The organism is Paraburkholderia phosphatilytica (assembly GCF_003443895.1).
Lineage (GTDB): Bacteria > Pseudomonadota > Gammaproteobacteria > Burkholderiales > Burkholderiaceae > Paraburkholderia > Paraburkholderia phosphatilytica.
On sequence record NZ_QQOA01000003.1, the window covers coordinates 83,936 to 104,855 of the forward strand.

18 protein-coding genes and 5 tRNA genes are annotated in these 20,920 nt (G+C 66.0%); 8 read left to right on the top strand and 15 right to left on the bottom strand.

The annotated features are described in order from the left end of the window. Positions 1–21: 21 nt before the first annotated feature. Positions 22–1,092: an alanine racemase gene (alr, locus tag DVS29_RS03940; protein ID WP_118179144.1), complete on the bottom strand. Its 1,071-nt coding sequence runs from the start codon at positions 1,090–1,092 to the stop codon at positions 22–24. 218 nt (positions 1,093–1,310) lie between these two features. Here alr and lplT point away from each other — a divergent pair, with 218 nt between their 5' ends. Both lplT and thiD read left to right on the top strand, forming a co-directional pair. Next, positions 1,311–2,618 (top strand): lysophospholipid transporter LplT, encoded by a 1,308-nt coding sequence (gene lplT, locus DVS29_RS03945; protein ID WP_118179145.1) that lies wholly within the window; start codon positions 1,311–1,313, stop codon positions 2,616–2,618. 120 nt (positions 2,619–2,738) lie between these two features. Next, entirely contained in the window at positions 2,739–3,545 is an 807-nt protein-coding gene (thiD, locus tag DVS29_RS03950; protein ID WP_118179146.1) for a bifunctional hydroxymethylpyrimidine kinase/phosphomethylpyrimidine kinase, read from the top strand. Positions 3,546–3,557: 12 nt separating this feature from the next. Here thiD and DVS29_RS03955 read toward each other — a convergent pair whose 3' ends face one another. From DVS29_RS03955 to tsaB, 4 genes are read right to left on the bottom strand one after another with little or no spacing between them, the layout of a single operon-like run. Then, complete coding sequence (locus DVS29_RS03955; protein ID WP_118179147.1) at positions 3,558–4,568, bottom strand: DUF1853 family protein; 1,011 nt, start codon at positions 4,566–4,568, stop codon at positions 3,558–3,560. After that, on the bottom strand, positions 4,568–5,542 hold the full coding sequence (locus DVS29_RS03960; RefSeq protein ID WP_118179148.1) for a uracil-DNA glycosylase: 975 nt from the start codon (positions 5,540–5,542) through the stop codon (positions 4,568–4,570). Before DVS29_RS03960 ends, DVS29_RS03955 begins: the two co-directional genes overlap by 1 nt. After that, positions 5,529–6,023 carry a ribosomal protein S18-alanine N-acetyltransferase gene (gene rimI / locus DVS29_RS03965; RefSeq protein WP_118179149.1) on the bottom strand — a complete coding sequence of 165 codons (495 nt, stop codon included), beginning with the start codon at positions 6,021–6,023 and terminating at the stop codon, positions 5,529–5,531. The genes DVS29_RS03960 and rimI overlap by 14 nt, the downstream gene beginning before the upstream one ends. Continuing rightward, positions 6,020–6,883 carry a tRNA (adenosine(37)-N6)-threonylcarbamoyltransferase complex dimerization subunit type 1 TsaB gene (gene tsaB / locus DVS29_RS03970; RefSeq protein ID WP_118179365.1) on the bottom strand — a complete coding sequence of 288 codons (864 nt, stop codon included), beginning with the start codon at positions 6,881–6,883 and terminating at the stop codon, positions 6,020–6,022. Before tsaB ends, rimI begins: the two co-directional genes overlap by 4 nt. Positions 6,884–7,088: 205 nt before the next feature. Between tsaB and DVS29_RS03975 the strand changes: the two genes are divergently transcribed. From DVS29_RS03975 to aceA, 3 genes are all read left to right on the top strand, one after another. Then, positions 7,089–7,358, top strand: coding sequence for an acyl-CoA-binding protein (locus tag DVS29_RS03975; RefSeq protein WP_118179150.1), 270 nt, complete (start codon positions 7,089–7,091; stop codon positions 7,356–7,358). A 473-nt stretch (positions 7,359–7,831) separates the two neighbouring features. Further along, a complete protein-coding gene (locus DVS29_RS03980) occupies positions 7,832–9,553 on the top strand; it encodes a DEAD/DEAH box helicase (protein ID WP_118179151.1) in 1,722 nt (573 codons plus the stop codon). Between the two features lie 429 nt (positions 9,554–9,982). Further along, positions 9,983–11,287: an isocitrate lyase gene (gene aceA, locus DVS29_RS03990; protein WP_118179153.1), complete on the top strand. Its 1,305-nt coding sequence runs from the start codon at positions 9,983–9,985 to the stop codon at positions 11,285–11,287. A 304-nt stretch (positions 11,288–11,591) separates the two neighbouring features. Here the strand turns inward: aceA and DVS29_RS03995 are convergent, their stop codons facing one another. Together DVS29_RS03995 and DVS29_RS04000 are read right to left on the bottom strand one after the other, a co-directional pair. Further along, positions 11,592–12,026 (bottom strand): universal stress protein, encoded by a 435-nt coding sequence (locus tag DVS29_RS03995; protein WP_118179366.1) that lies wholly within the window; start codon positions 12,024–12,026, stop codon positions 11,592–11,594. 170 nt (positions 12,027–12,196) lie between these two features. Next, on the bottom strand, positions 12,197–13,099 hold the full coding sequence (locus DVS29_RS04000) for a LysR family transcriptional regulator (protein WP_118179154.1): 903 nt from the start codon (positions 13,097–13,099) through the stop codon (positions 12,197–12,199). Between the two features lie 147 nt (positions 13,100–13,246). Here DVS29_RS04000 and DVS29_RS04005 point away from each other — a divergent pair, with 147 nt between their 5' ends. Further along, entirely contained in the window at positions 13,247–14,023 is a 777-nt protein-coding gene (locus DVS29_RS04005; RefSeq protein ID WP_118179367.1) for a haloacid dehalogenase type II, read from the top strand. 67 nt (positions 14,024–14,090) lie between these two features. Then, complete coding sequence (gene aceB, locus DVS29_RS04010; protein WP_118179155.1) at positions 14,091–15,683, top strand: malate synthase A; 1,593 nt, start codon at positions 14,091–14,093, stop codon at positions 15,681–15,683. Between the two features lie 108 nt (positions 15,684–15,791). On the opposite strand, the gene DVS29_RS04015 is transcribed toward aceB, so the two are convergent. Next, positions 15,792–16,205 carry a gamma-glutamylcyclotransferase family protein gene (locus DVS29_RS04015; protein ID WP_118179156.1) on the bottom strand — a complete coding sequence of 138 codons (414 nt, stop codon included), beginning with the start codon at positions 16,203–16,205 and terminating at the stop codon, positions 15,792–15,794. A 299-nt stretch (positions 16,206–16,504) separates the two neighbouring features. On the opposite strand from DVS29_RS04015, the gene DVS29_RS04020 reads away from it, so the two are divergent. After that, entirely contained in the window at positions 16,505–17,395 is an 891-nt protein-coding gene (locus DVS29_RS04020) for an AraC family transcriptional regulator (RefSeq protein ID WP_118179368.1), read from the top strand. Positions 17,396–17,555: 160 nt separating this feature from the next. Here DVS29_RS04020 and DVS29_RS04025 read toward each other — a convergent pair whose 3' ends face one another. The 7 genes from DVS29_RS04025 to gltX form a co-directional block, all read right to left on the bottom strand. Further along, positions 17,556–18,020 (bottom strand): GNAT family N-acetyltransferase, encoded by a 465-nt coding sequence (locus tag DVS29_RS04025; protein WP_118179157.1) that lies wholly within the window; start codon positions 18,018–18,020, stop codon positions 17,556–17,558. A gap of 218 nt (positions 18,021–18,238) precedes the next feature. Further along, positions 18,239–18,315: transfer RNA gene (locus DVS29_RS04030), tRNA-Asp, on the bottom strand. Positions 18,316–18,395: 80 nt separating this feature from the next. Then, positions 18,396–18,471, bottom strand: a tRNA-Glu gene (locus DVS29_RS04035). A gap of 72 nt (positions 18,472–18,543) precedes the next feature. Then, a tRNA-Asp gene (locus tag DVS29_RS04040) sits at positions 18,544–18,620 on the bottom strand. A 79-nt stretch (positions 18,621–18,699) separates the two neighbouring features. Continuing rightward, positions 18,700–18,775, bottom strand: a tRNA-Glu gene (locus tag DVS29_RS04045). 133 nt (positions 18,776–18,908) lie between these two features. Continuing rightward, positions 18,909–18,984: transfer RNA gene (locus tag DVS29_RS04050), tRNA-Ala, on the bottom strand. Positions 18,985–19,122: 138 nt separating this feature from the next. Beyond that, complete coding sequence (gene gltX, locus DVS29_RS04055) at positions 19,123–20,532, bottom strand: glutamate--tRNA ligase (RefSeq protein WP_118179158.1); 1,410 nt, start codon at positions 20,530–20,532, stop codon at positions 19,123–19,125. Positions 20,533–20,920: the final 388 nt, after the last annotated feature.

A 20,920-nucleotide genomic window follows, 5' to 3' on the forward strand; every position in this document is an offset into this window, starting at 1 on the left:
GAAAGGTCCTGTCAGAGGCCGTTATTCAGCCCGGACCGGGACGCGTTGCGCGATCGCGCACATGAGTTCGTAGCCGATCGTGCCGCACGCATGCGCGACGTCGTCGATCGGCAGCGTGGTGCCCCACAGCTCGACGCGCGTGCCGACGTTCGCGGTCGGACACGGGCTCAGGTCGACGGTCAGCATGTCCATCGACACGCGTCCGACGATCTGCGTGCGGATGCCGTCGACGATCACCGGCGTGCCTTCCGGCGCGATGCGCGGATAGCCGTCCGCGTAGCCGCACGCAACCACGCCGATGCGCATCGTGCCGCGCGCGCGGAACGTGGAGCCGTAGCCGACCGATTGCCCTTCCGCGAGCGTCTGCACGCCGATCAGTTCGGACGCGAAGGTCATGGCCGGCTGCAGGCCGGTGCCTTCGATCGCGCTCGAGATGCCCGACGGCGACGCGCCGTACAGGATGATGCCGGGCCGCACCCAGTCGAAGTGCGACGGCCGGTGCCACAGCGTGGCCGCCGAGTTCGCGAGCGAACGCGCGCCCGCGATGCCCTGCGCGCCGCGCTCGAACGCTGCCATCTGCTCGGCGATGCCGCGTTCGCTGTCGGCATCGGAGAAGTGCGTCATCAGCGTGATCTGCCCAACGCCCTGGCACGCGCGCGCGCGTTCCCACGCGGCGCGAAAACGCTCCGGCGTGTAGCCGAGGCGGTTCATGCCGCTGTTCATCTTCAGCTGGATGTTGACGGGCTTCGACAGACGCGCCATTTCGAGCATGCGCAACTGTTCGTCCGAATGCACGACGGTCGTCAGGCTGTAACGATCGATCACGTCGATGTCGGTTGGGCGGAAGAAGCCTTCCAGCAGCAGGATCGGACCGGCCCAGCCGAGCTCGCGCAGCTTCACCGCTTCTTCGAGATCCAGCAGTCCGAAACCGTCGGTTGCGCGCAGCCCGGGGAACGCTCGCGCGAGACCGTGGCCATACGCATTGGCCTTCACTACCGCCCAGATTCGTGAGTTCGGCGCGTATTTGCGCGCGACTGCGAGATTATTGGCAAGGGCGGAGGTATGAATCGTGGCGGAGAGGGGGCGCGGCATGGGATTTTTACGTAAAGACGCTTGCGAATCATGAGCTTACAGGGGGTTTTCAAGCCCCGGAGAGCCCGCTGGGCGGTGCGATCAAGGATTCTGCTAGTCCGAATCCAGCTATTTTCGTGATATAAAGCCCTGCGCACAACCCATTTCGAACGGAATAAGCCTGGTTGCCGACCATGCACCAGGGCGGACGGACCGCAGCGAGGAACGCATCGCATCAGATGAAAAAAGGTTTTTACACGATCATGGCCGCGCAGTTTTTTTCCTCGCTGGCCGACAATGCGCTCCTGATCGCTGCAATTGCGTTGCTGAAAGATCTCCACGCCCCGAACTGGATGACGCCGCTGCTCAAGCTGTTCTTCGTCCTCTCCTACGTCGTTCTTGCCGCCTTCGTCGGCGCATTCGCAGACTCCCGCCCGAAGGGCCGCGTGATGTTCGTGACGAACACCATCAAGGTGGTGGGCTGCGTCATCATGCTGGTCGGCGCGCATCCGCTGATCGCATACGGCATCGTCGGTTTCGGCGCCGCCGCGTACTCGCCCGCGAAGTACGGCATCCTTACCGAACTGCTGCCGCCTGAGCGCCTCGTCGCCGCGAACGGCTGGATCGAAGGCACCACGGTCGGCTCGATCATTCTCGGCACGGTGATGGGCGGCGCGCTGATCAGCCCGCATATCGCGACGCATGTGCTGAGGCACACGCCGCCCTACATCCACACGCCCGCCGAAGCCGCGATGCTCGTGATCATGGCGATCTACGTGGTCGCCGCGCTGTTCAACCTGCGCATTCCGGACACCGGCGCACGCTATCCGCGGCAGGAACGCGGCCCGATCAAGCTCATCACCGACTTCGCGGAATGCTTCACCGTGCTGTGGCACGACAAGCTCGGCCAGATCTCGCTCGCGGTGACGACGCTCTTCTGGGGCGCCGGCGCGACACTGCAGTTCATCGTGCTGAAATGGGCGGAAGTGTCGCTCGGCATGACGCTGTCCGAAGGCGCGCTGCTGCAGGCGGTGGTCGCGGTCGGCGTCGCGGCGGGCGCGGTGATCGCGGCCGCGCGCGTGCCGCTGAAGAAATCGTTGTCGGTGCTGCCGGTCGGTATCGTGATGGGCGTCGCGGTGATGCTGATGGCGTTCTACACGAGGCAGCTGTTCCCGTCGCACTGGGGCTTCTACTTCGGCCGCATGCACGTGCCGGGTTATCTCGTGATCGCGTATCTGTTCCTGATGTTCGTCGGCGCGCTGTCGGGCTTCTTCGTCGTGCCGATGAATGCGCTGCTGCAGCATCGCGGGCACGTGCTGCTGTCGGCGGGGCACTCCATTGCGGTGCAGAATTTCAACGAGAACCTGTCGGTGCTCGTGATGCTGTGCCTGTACGCGGCGCTCGTGTGGCTCGACGTGCCGGTGTCCACCGTGATCGTGCTGTTCGGCACCTTCGTCTGCCTGATGATGTTCGTCGTGATGCGCCGCCACCAGGCGAACCAGCGTGCGTTCGATTCGGTCGCGCTGATCGGCGAAGTGAAGCACTGATTCGCCGCGCGGCGCGACGCCTTCGTGGCGGTGCGCGGTGCGCGTTGCGCGCCCTTCCGCTTCATTTCGTTTCGTTGCGCGCCTGTCCGGCCCTTGGTCCGCTCTTTCCCGCCTTCTCCTATGACTCACGCGATTCCCAACGTCCTCACGATCGCCGGTTCCGATTCCGGCGGCGGCGCCGGCATCCAGGCGGACCTCAAGGCGTTCTCCGCGCTCGGCGCATACGGCGCGAGCGTGATCACCGCGCTGACCGCGCAGAACACGCGCGGCGTGACCGCGATCCATGCGCCCGACGCGGCGTTCGTCACCGCGCAGCTGGATGCGGTGTTCGACGACATCCGCATCGACGCCGTGAAGATCGGCATGCTCGCGAACGCGGCCATCGCGCATGCGGTGGCGGACGCATTGAAGCGCTACGGGCCGCGCTTCGTCGTGCTCGATACGGTGATGATCTCGAAGAGCAACCATGCGCTCCTCGCACCGGAAGCGGTGGACGCGGTGCGCGATGCGCTGGTGCCGCTCGCGGACGTGCTGACGCCGAATCTGCCCGAAGCGGCGGCGCTGCTGGGCGAAGCGGTGGCTGCCGACGAAGCCGCGATGATCCGCCAGGGCGAAGCGCTGCGCGCGCTCGGCGCGAAGGCGGTGATGATGAAGGGCGGTCACCTCGCGTCCACCGACAGCCCGGACTGGCTAATCGAGGCGAGCGGCACGCTGCGGCTAGGCGGTCCGCGCGTGCCGGTGAAGAACACGCATGGCACGGGCTGCACGCTGTCGTCGGCGATTGCGGCGCTGCTGCCGCAGCGTTCCGATGTCGCGAGCGCCGCTGCCGATGCGAAGGCGTATCTGACCGCCGCGCTCGAACATAGCGACCGGCTCGACGTCGGTTCCGGCGTCGGACCGGTGCATCATTTTCATCGCTGGTGGTGATCCGGCAGCGCTTTACTGATCGGCAAACGCCCGCGCCAGCGCGGGCCATCCGTCGGGCACGATGAAGCCGCGCGATCGTTCGCGCCAGCCGCCTTCTCCATCGGCGACGAAACCCGCGACCATCAGCGGCTCGTTGCGCTCCGCACTGCGCGCGGTGAGCGCGTCGACCTCCGCGAACGTTTGAGCGCTGCCGTCGCGCCGCGGCGCGAGCCATTCGAGACGCGGCAGCACCCGCCAGCGCTCCGCATGCGCCGCCGCGAACGCCGCCCAGCCCGCAAGCGTCACCCACCACCCTTGTCCGTGCGCCGGATCGATCTGCGCGGCTTCGACGGACACCGCGCCGGGCATCGCGTCCGGTCCGTAAAACAGCCAGCCGCGCACCAGCATCTGCGGCGTCCACGGTCCCGCATGACCGATCGACGCGAACTCCTCGCGCGCACTCAGCGGCAGCTGATGGTCGAGCAGATGCATGAGTTTCAGATCGAAGCGATCCTGCAAGTTCGGGCCGACATAGTCCGCGAGACGCGCGGACGGTCGATGAGGCTCGTGGCCCGCGTGCAGATAGCACTTCACCGCGAGTTCCCAGTGCAGACGCGCGCCCTGCCGCGTCTCGACCAGAAAATCGCATTCGCCGAGCGTGATGCCGGCACGACGCAGCGGCACGTTCGCCGCGACCAGACGTGGGCCGGGACCGGTCCGCAGATACCACGCGAGCAGCGTCTCCGCGAGGCGCCCCACGCGGGTGATGCGGCTCTGCGCGAGTTCGCGATGCAACGGTTCGGGATTGGCGTCCTGGGCGCGCAGCCAGTCGACGGTGGCGGAGAGGTCTGCGGGATCGGCTGGATCGCCGAAGAGCGCGGCGAGTTCGCCCGCCGGTTGCGCGCGCACCAGCGGTGGGCCGAACAGCAGCCACGCGAGATCGCGCACCGCGGGATCTCGCAGATCGTCGAGGAGCGATGCGGCGTCGTGCGCTGCGGGTTGACCTGCATGATGACCCGCCGCGGTGACCGACGCCGCGTCCATCACTCGCCCTGCCCGCGTTCCGCCCGCTGCCAGGTCGCGCGCGCGAGGCACAGGTCGGCCCACGCCTTTGCCTTGTCCTGCAGACTGCGCAGCAGATAGGCCGGGTGGTACGTGACGATCACGGGCACGCCTTCGTATTCGTGCACGCGGCCGCGCAGCGACGAAATGCTCGCGTCGGTGCGCAGCAGGCTTTGCGCAGCGAAGCGCCCGAGCGCGACGATCAGCTTCGGCTTCACGAGCGCGACCTGCCGCTGCAGATACGGCTCGCAGCGCATCACCTCGTCCGGCTCCGGATTGCGGTTGCCCGGCGGCCGGCACTTGATCACGTTCGCGATGTAGACGTTCTCGCCGCGCGCGAGCGCCAGCGACTTCAGCATGTTGTCGAGCAGCTTGCCCGCCTGGCCGACGAACGGCTCGCCCTGGCGGTCTTCGTTTTCGCCGGGCGCCTCGCCGATCAGCATCCATTCGGCTTCGCGATCGCCGACGCCGAACACCGTGTTCGTGCGCTTCTCGCACAGACGACACGCCTGGCAACCGGCGACGCGGTCCGCGAGCGCGTCCCAGTCGAGCGTCGCGATCGATGCGACACCCGACGACGTTGCGCGCGCATCGGCAAAGGGTTGCGCTGGTTCGTCGACGGCAGGGGCGGCCTGATCGTCGAACCAGCTCAGATCGTCGATCTGGGTGTCGGTGCGGGAGTCGGCGCGGGTGTCAGGTTCGGCAGCGTGCGTCGGCTCAGGTGGCGCGACGCGCGTTTCGGCATTGCCGCGGGCGGTCGCCGTCACAGGCGCGTCGACAGCCCCTGCGGCTTCGCGTCTCGCATCCGGTACGGCATGCGCCACAACCTCGACTGGCCGACCCGGCTCGTCCGCCACCGAAGCTTCGCCGCCAGCATCCGTAGTCGACGTCGACCCGCGGCGCACCCAGCGCGGCGCGAGACCCAGTTCCTCCAGAACGGTTTCATGCAGCGCCATTCGCGCCCTCCTTGGCACACGTGAAGCGCATCACGATCGCATCCTCGCGACCGCGATGCCGCGCGGGATAGTAGTTCTTGCGGCGCCCGATCGACGCGAAGCCGAAGCGCTCGTACAGCCGGATCGCGCGATGGTTCGACGGCCGCACTTCGAGCAGCAGGCCGTCGAGCTTCCCGGTTCGCGTGATCCGCACGGCCTCGCGCAACAGCGTCAGGCCCGCGCCGGCGCCCTGCGCCGCGGGCGCGACGCACAGGTTCAGCAGATGCATCTCGTCGACGACGGGCATCAGCACGCAATAGCCGATCAGCGTGCCCGTCACGTGCCGCAGGCACACGCCGAGATAGCCATTGCGCAGCGAATCTTCGAAATTGCCGCGGGTCCACGGAAATTCGTACGCGACGCGTTCGATCGCGGCGACTTCGTCCAGGTCGCTCTCCGTCATCTGCGACACATAGCGGTCCGCGAGCAGCACGCCACTCATCGGGCCTGTCCGGCGGCCGCTTTCGCGGCCTCCCGCTCCGCCACCGTCTGCGCGACCTTGTTGCGGATGTACTCAGGCGCGGCCTGGTCGGCGGGTACGGTGCGGCCCGCGCGCCATGCGCGCAGCGCGACGAACGCTACCGGCACCGCGTGCGGCAGCGCTTCGTGATCGATGCGCGCGGCCCGCGCCGTCGCTTCGAGCCGCGCGCCAAACGCGGCGGCGGCGTTGCCCGCGAGCGTGAACGGCGCATCCGGCAGCGCGAGACGATCCGGCGCATCGAGCGACGCTGGCTGCACCGTGCGCCATTCGCCAGTGGCGTCATCCCACGCGTAGTCGGCCCAGTAGACCTCGTCCATTCGCGCATCGAGCGCCGCGAGCACGCGGGTCGCCGACGGATCGCGCCGGCGCGCGCTCTCGGCGCATGCGAGCAGCGTGCCAACCGGTACGACCGGCAGGTTCAGGCCGAACGCCAGCCCTTGCGCGACGCCCGTCGCGGTGCGCAGCCCCGTGAACGAGCCCGGGCCCGCGCCGAACGCGATCGCCGCGCAGGCGTCGAGCGCGAGGCCGGCTTCGTCGAAGAGTTCGCGGATGGCGGGCAGAAGCCGCGTGCTGGAGACGGCGCCGGTCGCTTCGTGCCGCGACCAGACGCGCGGCGAGGCAGCAGCGGCGTCCGCAGCGGCCATGCGCGCGGATTCGGCAGTGGCCGCGGCCGAAGACAGCGAGGTGCCGGTTGCGCCTGCAGAGGCGGTGGACGCCCCGGCGTCCGGCGCCGCCGGCGCGTCGGACGCCGGGGCTGAAAGCAGCGCGACCGAGCAGAATTCGGTCGACGTATCGAGGGCAAGCAGCACAGTGTCAGTCATGCCGCTATTGTAATGCGGCACCCGATATCGCCGGAATGGTGACCGTTCGATGACCCCTTGTACCCCCTTTCGCAAAGGATTCCGGGCCACATGACGCGCGAATCGCCGCAGCGGCCGCCGCGGGCGTTTGGAGGCATCGCTCCAGCCCGCCCAGGAACGCGCTTGCTATGATCGCCCGACTATCTCAAAAAGCACGGAGAAGCTCATGAGCGATGTCGACGCGCTGTTCGCGCAAGCCCAGGAAGACGTGAAACAACTGCCGGAGCGTCCCGGCAATCTGACGCTGCTGCGCCTCTATGCGCTGTTCAAGCAGGCCACCGACGGCGACGTACACGGCGACAAGCCTGGTTTCACCGACATCGTCGGCAAGTACAAGTACGACGCGTGGGCCGCGCTGAAAGGCACCGGGCAGGACACCGCGAAGCAGCAGTACACGGAACTGGTCGAATCGCTGAAGGCCGGCGCGACGAGCTAGACCGCGCCGCAGCATCCGGGGCGGTGCGCGCCGCGCGTACCGCCCTCACCCCTCTCCCGCCTTTCAGTGTGTTTCGCGTCGATGGTTTCTGTGGCGCGGCGCAGCAATTTCCTGTATAGTCTTGGACTGCGCTCTGCTTCCCACGCAATTTCCGGTAATTCAGCAGGATTGATCTGAATCGTCGGCAGCCTCTAAAAGGGCACGTGCGGTACAGCGCAACGTAGCGTTAGGCTCCAATCCAGTTTAGAACCTGTCCCCTCCTGCCAAGGGCCCTTTCGGGCCGTCAATAAAGGCTGGCGGTGTAGCCATCCCGGCAAGCCGCATCCGATACAGCTTCTAACGAAAAAGCTCGCCGCATGGTGCGAGCTGCCCCTGTTTTTCGATTTGCTCGCTGCTTCATTGCTCGCTGAATCCGACAACCTGGGTCTGCCGATTGGCGTTGACGTTTTATTTCCCGTGTTTCAAGGATTCTCATGACTTCGAGCAATACCGCCAGCCCGCTGGACGCCATCGCCAATCAAGCCCTCGGTCTCGCGCCCGAAGCAATCGACCTCGCAGCCGACGCAGCGACTGATGTCGCCGTCGCGGCCAACGCCGAAACCGAAGAGCCCAGCGGTCCGTCGTTCGCGTCGCTCGGCCTGTCGCCGGAGATCGTCTCCGCGCTGACGGCCGCCGGCTACAAGGCGCCGACGCCGGTGCAGCAGCGCGCGATCCCCGCCGGCATCGCCGGCCGCGACCTGCTGGTGTCGAGCCCGACCGGTTCGGGCAAGACCGCCGCGTTCATGCTGCCCGCCATCGAGCGTTTCGCACAGCTGCAGAAGGCGCAGGCCGCGCAGCCGCGCGAGCCGCGTCCGGCCCAGGGCCAGGCACCGGCCGATCGCCGCCAGCGCCGTCCGCAGCCGGTCGCCCGTCCGGGCCTCCTCGTGCTGACGCCGACCCGCGAACTCGCGATGCAGGTCACCACGGCCGCGTCCACGTACGGCAAGCATCTGAAGCGTCTGCGCACGGTCAGCATTCTCGGCGGCGTGGCGTACGGCCAGCAACTGATGCTGCTCGCGAAGAACCCCGAAATTCTCGTCGCGACGCCGGGCCGTCTGCTCGACCACCTCGAGCGCGGCCGCATCGACCTGTCGGAACTGCAGATGCTCGTGCTCGACGAAGCCGACCGCATGCTCGACATGGGCTTCATCGACGACATCGAAACGATCGTCGCCGCAACGCCGGCCACGCGCCAGACGATGCTGTTCTCGGCCACGCTCGACGGCAAGATCGGCTCGCTCACCGGCCGCCTGCTGAAGGATCCGGAGCGTATCGAGATCTCGCAGCGTATCGAGTCAAGCGCGAACATCGCGCAGACCGTGCATTACGTCGACGACCGCGATCACAAGGATCGTCTGCTCGACCACCTGCTGCGCGACTCGGGCCTCGACCAGGCCATCGTGTTCACGGCCACCAAGATGGACGCGGACCAGCTGGCCGGCCGTCTGGCCGACGCGGGCTTCGAAACCGCCGCGCTGCACGGCGACCTGCCGCAAGGCGCGCGTAACCGCACGATCCGTGCGCTGCGCGAGCGCCGCGTGCGCGTGCTGGTCGCCACCGACGTGGCCGCGCGCGGTATCGACATCCCGGGCATCACGCACGTGTTCAACTACGATCTGCCGAAGTTCGCCGAAGACTACGTGCACCGCATCGGCCGTACGGGCCGTGCCGGCCGCTCGGGCATCGCGGTGAGCCTCGTGCATCACGCCGAGCAGGGCGCGCTGAAGCGCATCGAGCGCTTCGTGCGTTCGCCGCTGCCGGTCAACGTGATCGAAGGCTTCGAGCCGCGCAAGGCGCCGCCGGCGGGTAACCGCGGCTTCGGCGGCCGTGGCCGTCCGGGCAATGGCAACGGCGGCGGTCGTCGCTTCGGCGGCGGCAACGGTGGCGGTCGTCCGGGCAACGGCGGCAGCAGTAGCGGCGCACCGCGTCAAGGCGGCTGGGCCGGCAAGCCCGCCGACGGCAATCGCGGCAGCAGCTACGCCGGTTCGCGTGAAGGCGGCTATGGTTCCCGCGAAGGCGGCGCCGGTGGCAATTCGCGCGGCGACGGCTACGGCCGTTCGCGCGACAGCTACGGCTCGCGTGACGGCGGCTATGGCTCGCGTGAAGGTTACGCCGGCCGTCGTGACGGTTCGCGCACGCCGCGCCGCGGCAGCTGATCGACGCAGCTCCGAACGCTTTGCCTCCACGAGGGTCCCGCGCATTGACGCGGGACGCTTCGAACGAAAAAACCGACGCCTCGCGCGTCGGTTTTTTTTCGCCTGTACCCGCCTTTTCGCTCACCCGTCAAATTTCACGATACGAAAAAATTTTTTGCGTCGTAAAAAATCGTGCTGCGCGGCACAACATGCGGTGTTGCAGCATGGAAAATTTCGTTTCTTATCGTGAAATGAACTACATAAATAGCTGATTTAATTGCGTTTAAAATATTCGATAAAGCGCGCCTGACCTCTGTTGCCCTTCCCTCGACTTGCCTAGACTCTTCTATAAGACTTCGCGACCAGACAGCAGTCTCCACCGACCGCCGAACCCGCCGAAGTCATCGAACCAGTCGATCCACCCAACATTCGCAACTCAAGGAGCTCAACATGTCGCGCCAGGAACAAGTGCAGCAACTGAAGCAGCAATGGGAAACCAGCCCGCGCTGGAAGAACACGAAGCGCGGCTACACCGCCGAAGACGTGGTGCGTCTGCGCGGCTCGCAGCAGGTCGAATACACACTCGCGAAGCGCGGCGCCGAAAAGCTGTGGCAGTCGGTGAACACCGAGCCGTTCGTCAACTCGCTCGGCGCGCTGACCGGCAACCAGGCGATGCAGCAGGTGAAGGCCGGCCTCAAGGCCATCTACCTGTCGGGCTGGCAGGTGGCGGGCGACGCGAATCTCGCCGGCGAGATGTACCCTGACCAGTCGCTGTACCCGGCCAACTCGGTGCCGATGGTCGTGAAGCGCATCAACAACACGCTGACGCGCGCGGACCAGATCCAGTGGTCGGAAGGCAAGAACCCGGGCGACGAAGGCTACGTGGACTTCTTCCAGCCGATCGTGGCCGATGCCGAAGCGGGCTTCGGCGGCGTGCTGAACGCGTTCGAGCTGATGAAGTCGATGATCGAAGCCGGCGCCTCGGGCGTGCACTTCGAAGACCAGCTCGCGTCCGTTAAGAAGTGCGGCCACATGGGCGGCAAGGTGCTCGTGCCGACGCGCGAAAACATCGCGAAGCTGACGGCGGCGCGTCTCGCGTCGGACGTCTGCGGTGTGCCGACCGTGCTGCTCGCACGTACCGATGCGGAAGCCGCCGACCTGATCACGTCGGACGTCGATGAAAACGACCGGCCGTTCCTGACCGGCGAGCGTACCGTCGAAGGCTTCTACCGCACGAAGCCCGGCATCGAGCAGGCGATCTCGCGCGGCCTCGCGTACGCGCCGTACGCCGACATGATCTGGTGCGAGACGGGCAAGCCGGATCTCGAGTTCGCGAAGAAGTTCGCCGACGCGATCCACAAGGAGTACCCGGACCAGCTACTCTCGTACAACTGCTCGCCGTCGTTCAACTGGAAGAAGAACCTTGACGACGCGACGATCGCGAAGTTCCAGCGCGAGCTGGGTGCGATGGGCTACAAGTTCCAGTTCATCACGCTGGCAGGTTTCCACGCGCTGAACTACTCGATGTTCAACCTCGCGCACGGTTATGCGCGCCAGCAGATGAGCGCGTTCGTCGAACTGCAGCAGGCCGAGTTCGCCGCCGCCGAGAAGGGCTTCACCGCGGTGAAGCACCAGCGCGAAGTGGGCACGGGCTACTTCGACGCGGTCACGCAGACGGTGGAACGCGAAGCGTCGACGACCGCGCTGCACGGCTCGACCGAAGACGAGCAGTTCTTCGACAAGAAGGTGGCCTGAGCGGTCGCCTGAGCACAAAAAACGAAGCCTGACCGGACACGGCGGAGGGGCTGGGCAAGCCATCAGGGAGGCGGCGCGTGACGCGCGCCGACACGCAGATGCCGGCCATGAACCGGCATCGCGATCGAACCGGTATCGAGAGTCTGGGAGAAGCGCTGGCGGTCCGGCACGAGCGGACCGCCACGAAACAGGGAAACGCGCCGCGCGGATCGCCGGCGCGTTTTTCTTCGCACGCCGCCTTCTGCCTCGCACGCTCGAACCGTTCGGAATCCTGTTCGATGTCGCGGCGCGTTCGGGAACACGGCTATCGATACACGATCACCGGGATCTTCGTATGCGTGAGCACGCGCTGCGTTTCGCTGCCGATCAGGATGCTGCCGAGCCCGCGGCGCCCGTGCGACGCCATGAAGATCACGTCGCAGCCGCCCTGCTCCGCCGCTTCGATGATGCCGAGATACGGCGACGGATGCGTGCTCGTCTCGCTCGTGCACTCGACGCCCGAGCTGCGCGCGAGATCTTCGACCTCCTTCAGATGCTCGCGCGCTTCGCGTTCGCCGCGTTCCTGGAAATCGGCGGGCGGTTCGATCACCACCTCGGAAAACGGCGAATACGGATATTGCGGCAGACACGCATACGCGGTCACGCGTGCGCCGACCGCGCGCGCCAGATCGATCGCACCGAGGATCGCTTTCCTCGACAGGTCGGAGCCATCGGTCGGAACGAGGATGTGCCTGAACATCGCGACCTCCATCGTCGGCTGCGGATAAGCGGACGCTCATTGCACAGGAGACAACCCGAATGCAGGCCCGCGATTTCATTGTAGTGCGCGGATCAGGGCCCGAATGTGCGCTGCGGGAGAGTCCGCATATCGCAAACCCGCCCGCCGGTTCGGCTCGAGCCGCGCCCGCGCTAGCTCCAGTGACCTGGGTCTTCGTACGTATGCTTGAGGAAGTCGAGAAAGAGCCGCACCCGCAACGGCAGATGACGGCGCTGCGGAAACACCGCGTGAATGCCGATCGGCGGCGCGGCGAACTCGTCGAGCACGCTGACGAGTCTTCCCGCTGCGATGTCGCTGCCGACTTCCCACCACGAGCGCCACGCGAGCCCGTAGGCGTCGAGACACCAGTCGTGCAGCACCGCGCCGTCCGAACATTCCATCGTGCCCGACACCTTGATCGACACGACCTTGCCGTCCTGCTGGAACATCCAGCCGCGCTGCTGGTTCGCGCTCGCGCCGAGCGCGAGGCAGTTGTGATGGGCAAGATCCGCGAGCGTGTGCGGCGCGCCGCGTCGCGCGAGATAACCGGGCGCCGCGACGCACACGCGCCGGTTCTCGCCGAGCCGCAACGACACCAGCGACGAATCCGGCAGCTCGCCCAGCCGCACCGCGCAGTCGAAGCCTTCGTTGACGAGGTCGACCATCCGGTCCGACAGATCGAGCGTGATCGACACGTCCGGATGCGCGTCGACGAAGAGCGGCACGAGCGGCGCCACGTGACGCCGGCCGAAGCCCGCGGGCGCGGACACGCGCAGATGGCCGCTCGCCTTCACGCCGCCCGCCGACACGCTCGCCTCGGCGTTCTGCATGTCGTGAATCACGCGCTGGCAGTCTTCGAGAAACGCGGAGCCCTCGAAGGTCAGCGTGATACGGCGCGTGGTGCGGACCAGCAGCTTGACGCCGAGCCGCTCCTCGAGCGCATCGATGCGGCGGCCGATGATCGCCGGCGCGACGCCTTCCGCCTGCGCCGCCGCGGACAGACTGCCGCGCGCCGCGACGGTAACGAAGGTTTCGATCTGCTTGAAGCGGTCCATGGGAACGAGGCCTGCGGGCCTCACGGCAATCCGGGTTGCGCCACAGATTAGGTGGATGAAAGTAAAAGATCAAGTGATCTGACGGCACTTTTTAGTCATCCAACGCATGAATACAATGACAATCGACCTCTGATGGAGCGCACGGCAATGTCGGCCACAACGGCACCTACCAACGGCACTTTCCCCCGGGCAGTGATTTTCGACGCGTACGGCACGCTGTTCGACGTGCATTCCGTCGTCGCCGCGGCGGAACAGATGTTCCCGGGCCAGGGCGATGCGTTGTCCCAGCTGTGGCGCCAGAAGCAGATCGAATACACGCAGTTGCGCTCGCTCGCCGATCCGTCCGGCGCGCACTACCAGCCGTTCTGGTCCATCACGCTCGACGCGCTGCGCTTCGCCGCGCGCAAGCTCGGCCTGCGCATGACGTCCACCGCCGAAAAGCGCCTGATGGACGAATACGCGTGCCTGTCCGCGTTCCGCGACGCCGTGCCCACGCTGAAGGCGCTGCGCGCGCGGCGTAGCGACGACCCGATCGGCCTCGCGATCCTGTCCAACGGCAATCCGCAGATGCTCGACATCGCGGTGAAGAGCGCCGGCATGACGGGGCTCTTCGATCACGTGCTGTCGGTGGATGCGGTGCGCGCGTTCAAGCCCGCGCCCGCCGCGTACGCGCTCGGCACGACGGTGTTCGACGCACCCGCCCGCGACATCGTGTTCGTGTCGTCGAACGGCTGGGACGCGAGCGGCGCGAACTGGTTCGGCTACACCGTGTTCTGGGTGAACCGGCAACGCGCGCCCGCCGAAGAGCTCGGCGTGACGCCGCACGGCACCGGCAGCGGCCTCGCCGACCTGCCCGCTTTCCTCGATACCTTCACGCCGTCCGAACGGCAGGCCGGCCGTCCGCGCCACAGCCCTGGCGCATGACGACCGTTTGCCGATGACGGCGCAACTCACCGCGTCTACCTACACACTGACCGACCAAGGAGAAACCATGGCGAACCCGTTGCAGCTGCCGCAAGGCATGCAGATCACCGCCGAGATCCAGCCCGGCTTCGAGACGATCCTGACCGCCGACGCGCTCGCGCTCGTCGCGGCCCTGCATCGCACGTTCGAGCCGCGCCGCCAGCAACTGCTGAAAGCGCGCGTCGCGCGCACCGAGCGGCTCGACGCGGGCGAGAAGCCCGACTTCCTCCCGGAGACGGCGGCGATCCGCTCGGGCGACTGGACCATCGCACCGCTGCCGGCGGATCTGCAGTGCCGCCGCGTCGAGATCACCGGGCCGGTCGAGCGCAAGATGATCATCAACGCGTTGAATTCGGGCGCGGATTCGTACATGACGGACTTCGAGGATTCGAACGCGCCCAGCTGGGACAACCAGATCACCGGCCAGCTGAATCTGATCGACGCCGTGCGCCGCACGATCTCGCTCGAGCAGAACGGCAAGCGCTACCAGCTGAACAACAAGGTCGCGACGCTGATCGTGCGTCCGCGCGGCTGGCACCTCGACGAGAAGCACGTGACGGTGGACGGACAGCGCGTGTCGGGCGGCATCTTCGATTTCGCGCTGTTCCTGTTCCACAACGCGAAGGAGCTGATCGCGCGCGGCAGCGGCCCGTACTTCTATCTGCCGAAGATGGAAAGCCATCTCGAAGCGCGCCTGTGGAACGACATCTTCGTCGCGGCGCAGGAAGCCGTGGGCATTCCGCGCGGCACGATCCGCGCGACGGTGCTGGTCGAAACCATTCTCGCGACCTTCGAGATGGACGAGATCCTGTACGAACTGCGCGAGCACAGCTCGGGGCTGAATGCGGGCCGTTGGGACTACATCTTTTCGGCGATCAAGAAGTTCCGGAACGACAAGGACTTCTGCCTCGCCGATCGCTCGCAGATCACGATGAACGTGCCGTTCATGCGCGCGTATGCGCTCGAACTGCTGAAGACGTGCCATCGCCGCAACGCGCCGGCGATCGGCGGCATGAGCGCGCTGATTCCGATCAAGAGCGATCCGGTCGCGAACGAGAAGGCGATGGCCGGCGTGCGCGCCGACAAGGCCCGCGATGCCACCGACGGCTACGACGGCGGCTGGGTCGCGCACCCGGGTCTCGTGCCGGTCGCGATGGAAGAATTCGTGAAGGTGCTCGGCGACAACGCGAACCAGATCGGCAAGCAGCGCGACGATGTGATGGTCACCGCGCACGATCTGCTCGACTTCCGTCCGGAAGCACCGATCACCGAAACGGGCCTGCGCAACAACATCAACGTGGGCATCCACTACCTCGGTTCGTGGCTCGACGGCAATGGCTGCGTGCCGATCCACAACCTGATGGAAGATGCCGCCACCGCCGAGATTTCGCGCTCGCAGGTGTGGCAGTGGATCCGCTCGCCGAAGGGCAAGCTCGACGACGGCCGCAAGGTCGACACCGCGCTCGTGAAGACGCTCACGCAGGAAGAGCTCGCGAAGGTGAAGGCCGCGGTGGGCGGCAACACGAAACCGTACGAACGGGCCGCTGAACTCTTCGAGCAGATGTCGACGTCGGAGACGTTCACGGACTTCCTGACGCTGCCGCTTTACGAGGAAATCTGAGCGGGCTGTCTGAACTGCGCAATCTCTGAAAGGCCTGGCGCGAGTTTGGCGCCGGGCCTTTTTTGTCGTTGCGCGTGTGCGGTTCCGTCGAAGCGCTTCGCGCTGCGCTCAGCGCCGCTTCATCGCCCGCCGGTGCGCGACCCAGTCGCCGCCGCCGATCTCCGGCAGGCCTCTCACCGCGTCCTTGCCGACCGGATAGAAGCGGCACGTTACCGCGTCGCCGTCCACGTCGACCGTGACTTCGTGCGCGCGGAACAGTCCCTCGACGCCGGGGTAGATCTCCTCGATCTCGTCGAGCACTGCGACGAGCGCATCGTCGATTTCGTACACGTCGCCGCGCACTTCGATCCCCGTCTCGTCGTCGACGACGAGCCCCGGGTACGCGCCGAAATCGAACAGCCTGCCCCGCACCGCCGTGCTGCCGATCAGCGTCGGCTCCTCGATGTCATGCCGCGCCGCGGCCTCGCGGATATCGTTGATCTCGCCGGCGCGCAGCGTGCCGTACACAAACACGTTTTGCATCGTTGCTGGTTCCTCCTTTTGCTTGCGGGTGCTCGCGCACCTTCGCATACCGCGCCGCGGATCGCAGCGCGCATTGTCGCCCGTCAATATAAGCCATCTCGACTGCGGCGAAGCGGTTCTGCACATGCATCCGTCACGGTGTGACCCGGTGTGACCAGCGGCCGTTGCCAACGTCTGTGGCCCGCTACGGGAAGGCCCGCTCACGAAGCGTGAGCGACGCCTCTACAATGGGAGCTTCCGGCATTGCCGGGCCCGACACGACCACGCGCGGCCACGTCGACCGCGCACACCACGCCACCATGACCCAGCCTGCCGAAATGTTGCCGTCGACGCGCGTCATGTTCGCCGACATCCCGCCCGAGTTCGCGCCGACGCCCACCCATCCGATCCGCGTGCGCTCGCGGCCGATGCAGGCCGGCGCGCGCACCGTGCGGCACACGCACGCGTGGGCGCAGGTCGCGTATGCATCGCGCGGCGTGCTGCGCGTCGCGACGGCGAACACGACGTGGATGGTCCCGCCTTCGCGCGCGATCTGGCTGCCGCCGTGCATCCTGCACGAAGTCGCGATCGTCGAGGACGCGTTCATGCGCACGCTGTACGTCAACGAGATCGCGGTGCCGGCGGGACTCGACGCGCCGCGCGTCGTCGAGGTGTCGGCGCTGCTGCGCGAGCTGATCGCGGCGCTCGACCGGCCCGACCTGCCGCCCGAACGCGAGCGTCTGCTCGGTGCGCTCGCGCTCGACGAGATCGTGCGCTCGCAGCCGCTGCCGCTCTCGGTGCCGATGCCGTCCGAGAAGCGCCTGCGCGCGCTCTGCGAAGCGGTGATCGCGGACCCGGCCAATACGGCTTCGCTCGAACACTGGGCCGGGACCGTCGGTGCGAGCACGCGCACCATCGCGCGTCTGTTCCGCCAGGAGCTGGGCGTGAGCTTTTCGCAGTGGCGGCAGCAGGCGGTGCTCGCGCGCGCGATTCCGCTACTGAGCCAGGGCAAGCCGCTGTCGCACGTCGCGCAGGAACTCGGCTACCAGAGTCAGAGCGCGTTCTCCGCGATGTTTCGTCGCGCGTTCGGGCAGAGTCCGCGCGCGTTCATCGTGCGAGACAACGCTCATCAAACTGGCGAGCTCGACAGCATCGACATGGACGACGAGTTGAGCACGCTCAACTGGCGCCCGGAAACTCTGCCGCGCTAGTTGCGCGCTGAAGTGTGTGCGTGAAGTGCGGATGTGAAGTGCGGACGTGAAGCGCGGACAGACGAAGCATTCCGGATGCGCAACGGAACGCGCGAAGGGATGTAACGCGGGGATGCAACGAAGCGATGCTCGAGTCGATGCAGTGCGAACCGCCACGGCCTCAAACCGGCCGCGCCATGTGCCGGATCGAGCCGAACTGCGCGAGACGCGGGCCGGCGAGCCGGTAGCCCTTGCGGCGGTAAAGACGGGCCGCGGGGTTATCCGAGAACACGCGCAACTGCAGCTCGCGCAAGCCGCGTTCCTTCGCCCAGCGATGGCAGATGTCGAGCAGGTAGCTGCCCGCGCCGCGGCCCCGATAACCCGGCGCGATCTGCACGTCGCGGATATGCAGCGAGTCGTTTTCCTCGGTCACGCGCAGCACGCCGATCGGCCGGCCGTCTTCCTCGAGGATGAAATTCTCCGACTCGCGCCAGCTTGCCAGAAAGAGGTCGCCACGCCACACCAGATGATGCCGCTGGTAGTAGCCGCCCATATTGTTGCGGGTGAGCGATTCGGCGAAGTCGAAGTCGTCGATGGTCGCGCTGCGCAGCTGGAACGGCAAGGGAACTTCGGTCGGATCGAACATGGCGCGCCACGCACGGATGAAGTCCGGACAACGTTATGACACCACGCCCACGCTGGCAATGGCTGTTTGTCCTGGACGGACGGCCAGCGATGGTATGGAGAAACGCCGGAGCCTGCCTGCGGTATGCGGCAGTGCGTAAGAACGCAGCTTCAACAAGAAGACGCACGAAGGCGCAAAAGAAAAAACCCGCTGGGCATGACCCAGCGGGTTTCTTTGTCTGGCGGAGCGGACGGGACTCGAACCCGCGACCCCCGGCGTGACAGGCCGGTATTCTAACCGACTGAACTACCGCTCCTGATTCGGACATGCGCGCCTGCGGGCGTCGGTTGTTTCCTCGCAGACGGGCACCGCGATGTTGCGCGATGCCGATGTTCCTGGCGTCCCCTAGGGGATTCGAACCCCTGTACTCACCGTGAAAGGGTGATGTCCTAGGCCTCTAGACGAAGGGGACATGCAAACGGCTTGGTACTGCTTACACCTTTAATGAAAAAGCCCGTTCAAGCTCACCTGAACGGGCTTTGTCTGGCGGAGCGGACGGGACTCGAACCCGCGACCCCCGGCGTGACAGGCCGGTATTCTAACCGACTGAACTACCGCTCCAGTTTCAACATCAACTTGCGAGCGTCGGTTTATTCTCTGCAAGCCGCGCCGCCGATCTTCGATCAACGACGCCGATGTCTGGCGTCCCCTAGGGGATTCGAACCCCTGTACTCACCGTGAAAGGGTGATGTCCTAGGCCTCTAGACGAAGGGGACATAATCTTTTCAGATATGTCGTGCTGTTAATTTTCACCAACAGCAAAGAACGCTATCTTAACTGCTAAACACTACTTTGTGAAGTCTTTTTTCTGCGAACAGCGTGCAAAACAAAGGCTTCATTCTGCTCTGATGGTGGAGGTAAGCGGGATCGAACCGCTGACCTCTTGCATGCCATGCAAGCGCTCTCCCAGCTGAGCTATACCCCCTTGCAGAACAGAAGCGAGATTGTAGATAGCCGATCAGTTTTTGTAAATACCCTTTGAGTCAGTGCCCACGACTTTTTTGGTTTCTGTCGATGGGCACTCATCCCTCAAACGCGTTCATCCGCGCGTCCAACTACGCGTTCAACCGCGCGCCTGCTCGAGCCGGTTCACCACCGTCTCGCGGCCGAACAGCATCAGCACGCTGTCGATCGACGGCGTATGCGTGGTGCCCGCCACCAGCAGACGCACGGGCATCGCGAGTTGCGGCATCTTCAGCTTGTGCGCGGCGAGCGTCGCCTTCAGCGCGGCGGCGATGCCCTCCTTCGTCCACTCGACCGTCTTCATCGCGTCCGCAAATTCGACGAGCGCGGGACGCACGGCGTCGGTCACGTGCTGCGCGATCGAGGCCGCATCGGGTTGCGGCACCGTGTAGAACATCGTCGCGTTCTGCGCGATCTCCTTCACCGTCGACGCGCGATCCTTCAGCAGACCGACGACCGAAGCGAGATCCGCGCCCTTCGCGAGCGTATCGTCGCTCACGCCGAGTTCGGCGAAGAACGGCCGCGCGAGTTCAGCCAGACGCGCGTTGTCCGCTTCCTTGATGTAGTGGTTGTTGAGCCACTTCAGCTTGTCGTGGTCGTACTGCGCCGGCGACTTGCCGAGATGCTCGAGATCGAACCATTCGACGAACTGCTCGCGCGTGAAGATCTCCGCGTCGCCATGCGACCAGCCGAGCCGCGCGAGGTAGTTCAGCACGGCCTCGGGCAGGAAGCCTTCGTCGCGATAGCCGACCACGCTCATCGCGCCATGCCGCTTGCTCATCTTCTCGCCCTGCTCGTTCAGCACGGTGGGCAGATGCGCGTATACGGGCGGCTCGGCGCCGAGTGCGCGCAGGATGTTGATCTGCCGCGGCGTGTTGTTCACGTGATCGTCGCCGCGAATCACGTGCGTGATCTTCATGTCGAGATCGTCGACGACGACGCAAAAGTTGTAGGTCGGCGTGCCGTCCGGACGCGCGATCACGAGGTCGTCGAGTTCCTCGTTCGAAATCTCGATACGGCCTTTCACCGCGTCGTCCCACGCAACGACGCCCGAGAGCGGGTTCCTGAAGCGCGTCACCGGTTCGACGCCCGCGGGCGGCGTGGGCAGCACCTTGCCCGGCTCCGGACGCCACGTGCCGTCGTAGCGCGGCTTCTCGCCGGCTTCGCGCTGGCGCTCGCGCAACGCGTCGAGTTCTTCCGTCGACATGTAGCACGGGTACACGAGGCCCTTCGCCTGCATCTCCTTCAGCACTTCGCGATACCGGTCCATGCGCTGCATCTGGTAGAACGGGCCTTCGTCGTAGTCGAGCTCGAGCCACGCCATGCCTTCGAGGATCGCATCGACGGACTGCGTGGTGGAGCGCTCCACGTCCGTGTCTTCGATCCGCAGCACGAAGGCGCCCTTCATCCGGCGCGCGAACGCCCACGGATAGAGCGCGGAGCGGATGTTGCCGAGATGGATGAAACCGGTGGGGCTCGGAGCGAAGCGGGTACGAACGGAGGTGGTCATAAGCGGTTACTCGAAGGCAGGCGCGTCGTGGCAAGGTGCTGCGCGCGGCTTGAAACGGCATTGAAGCGGATGTGGAGCGAGCCGCGCCGGGTCGCACGTTGAACCGCATCCGCACACGACGAAAGAAGAAAAATGCGAGACGCGATTATACCTGCCGATGCCTGTTGAGCCGACCTGGCCGAACGGCCAGCGCGGGTTTTACAGGTGCCTGGTACGTGCCCACAGCCTTCGCGACAGAGGCTTCGAAGACATGTTCCAGCGTTGCGCGAACACTTTGTTTTATGATGTGCGCGCGCTGCCCTGTCGTCACCGCGCGTAACCCGCACATGGCCGCGCGCGACGCTCGCCGCCGGCATCAGCGTCCCATCCGCCCCGCATCGTACGCGGC

Coding starts and splice junctions, on each gene's coding strand:
- alr (WP_118179144.1), bottom strand. CDS start 1,092: ATGCCGCGCCCCCTCTCCGCCACGATTCATACCTCCGCCCTTGCCAAT.
- lplT (WP_118179145.1), top strand. CDS start 1,311: ATGAAAAAAGGTTTTTACACGATCATGGCCGCGCAGTTTTTTTCCTCG.
- thiD (WP_118179146.1), top strand. CDS start 2,739: ATGACTCACGCGATTCCCAACGTCCTCACGATCGCCGGTTCCGATTCC.
- DVS29_RS03955 (WP_118179147.1), bottom strand. CDS start 4,568: ATGGACGCGGCGTCGGTCACCGCGGCGGGTCATCATGCAGGTCAACCC.
- DVS29_RS03960 (WP_118179148.1), bottom strand. CDS start 5,542: ATGGCGCTGCATGAAACCGTTCTGGAGGAACTGGGTCTCGCGCCGCGC.
- rimI (WP_118179149.1), bottom strand. CDS start 6,023: ATGAGTGGCGTGCTGCTCGCGGACCGCTATGTGTCGCAGATGACGGAG.
- tsaB (WP_118179365.1), bottom strand. CDS start 6,883: ATGACTGACACTGTGCTGCTTGCCCTCGATACGTCGACCGAATTCTGC.
- DVS29_RS03975 (WP_118179150.1), top strand. CDS start 7,089: ATGAGCGATGTCGACGCGCTGTTCGCGCAAGCCCAGGAAGACGTGAAA.
- DVS29_RS03980 (WP_118179151.1), top strand. CDS start 7,832: ATGACTTCGAGCAATACCGCCAGCCCGCTGGACGCCATCGCCAATCAA.
- aceA (WP_118179153.1), top strand. CDS start 9,983: ATGTCGCGCCAGGAACAAGTGCAGCAACTGAAGCAGCAATGGGAAACC.
- DVS29_RS03995 (WP_118179366.1), bottom strand. CDS start 12,026: ATGTTCAGGCACATCCTCGTTCCGACCGATGGCTCCGACCTGTCGAGG.
- DVS29_RS04000 (WP_118179154.1), bottom strand. CDS start 13,099: ATGGACCGCTTCAAGCAGATCGAAACCTTCGTTACCGTCGCGGCGCGC.
- DVS29_RS04005 (WP_118179367.1), top strand. CDS start 13,247: ATGTCGGCCACAACGGCACCTACCAACGGCACTTTCCCCCGGGCAGTG.
- aceB (WP_118179155.1), top strand. CDS start 14,091: ATGGCGAACCCGTTGCAGCTGCCGCAAGGCATGCAGATCACCGCCGAG.
- DVS29_RS04015 (WP_118179156.1), bottom strand. CDS start 16,205: ATGCAAAACGTGTTTGTGTACGGCACGCTGCGCGCCGGCGAGATCAAC.
- DVS29_RS04020 (WP_118179368.1), top strand. CDS start 16,505: ATGACCCAGCCTGCCGAAATGTTGCCGTCGACGCGCGTCATGTTCGCC.
- DVS29_RS04025 (WP_118179157.1), bottom strand. CDS start 18,020: ATGTTCGATCCGACCGAAGTTCCCTTGCCGTTCCAGCTGCGCAGCGCG.
- gltX (WP_118179158.1), bottom strand. CDS start 20,532: ATGACCACCTCCGTTCGTACCCGCTTCGCTCCGAGCCCCACCGGTTTC.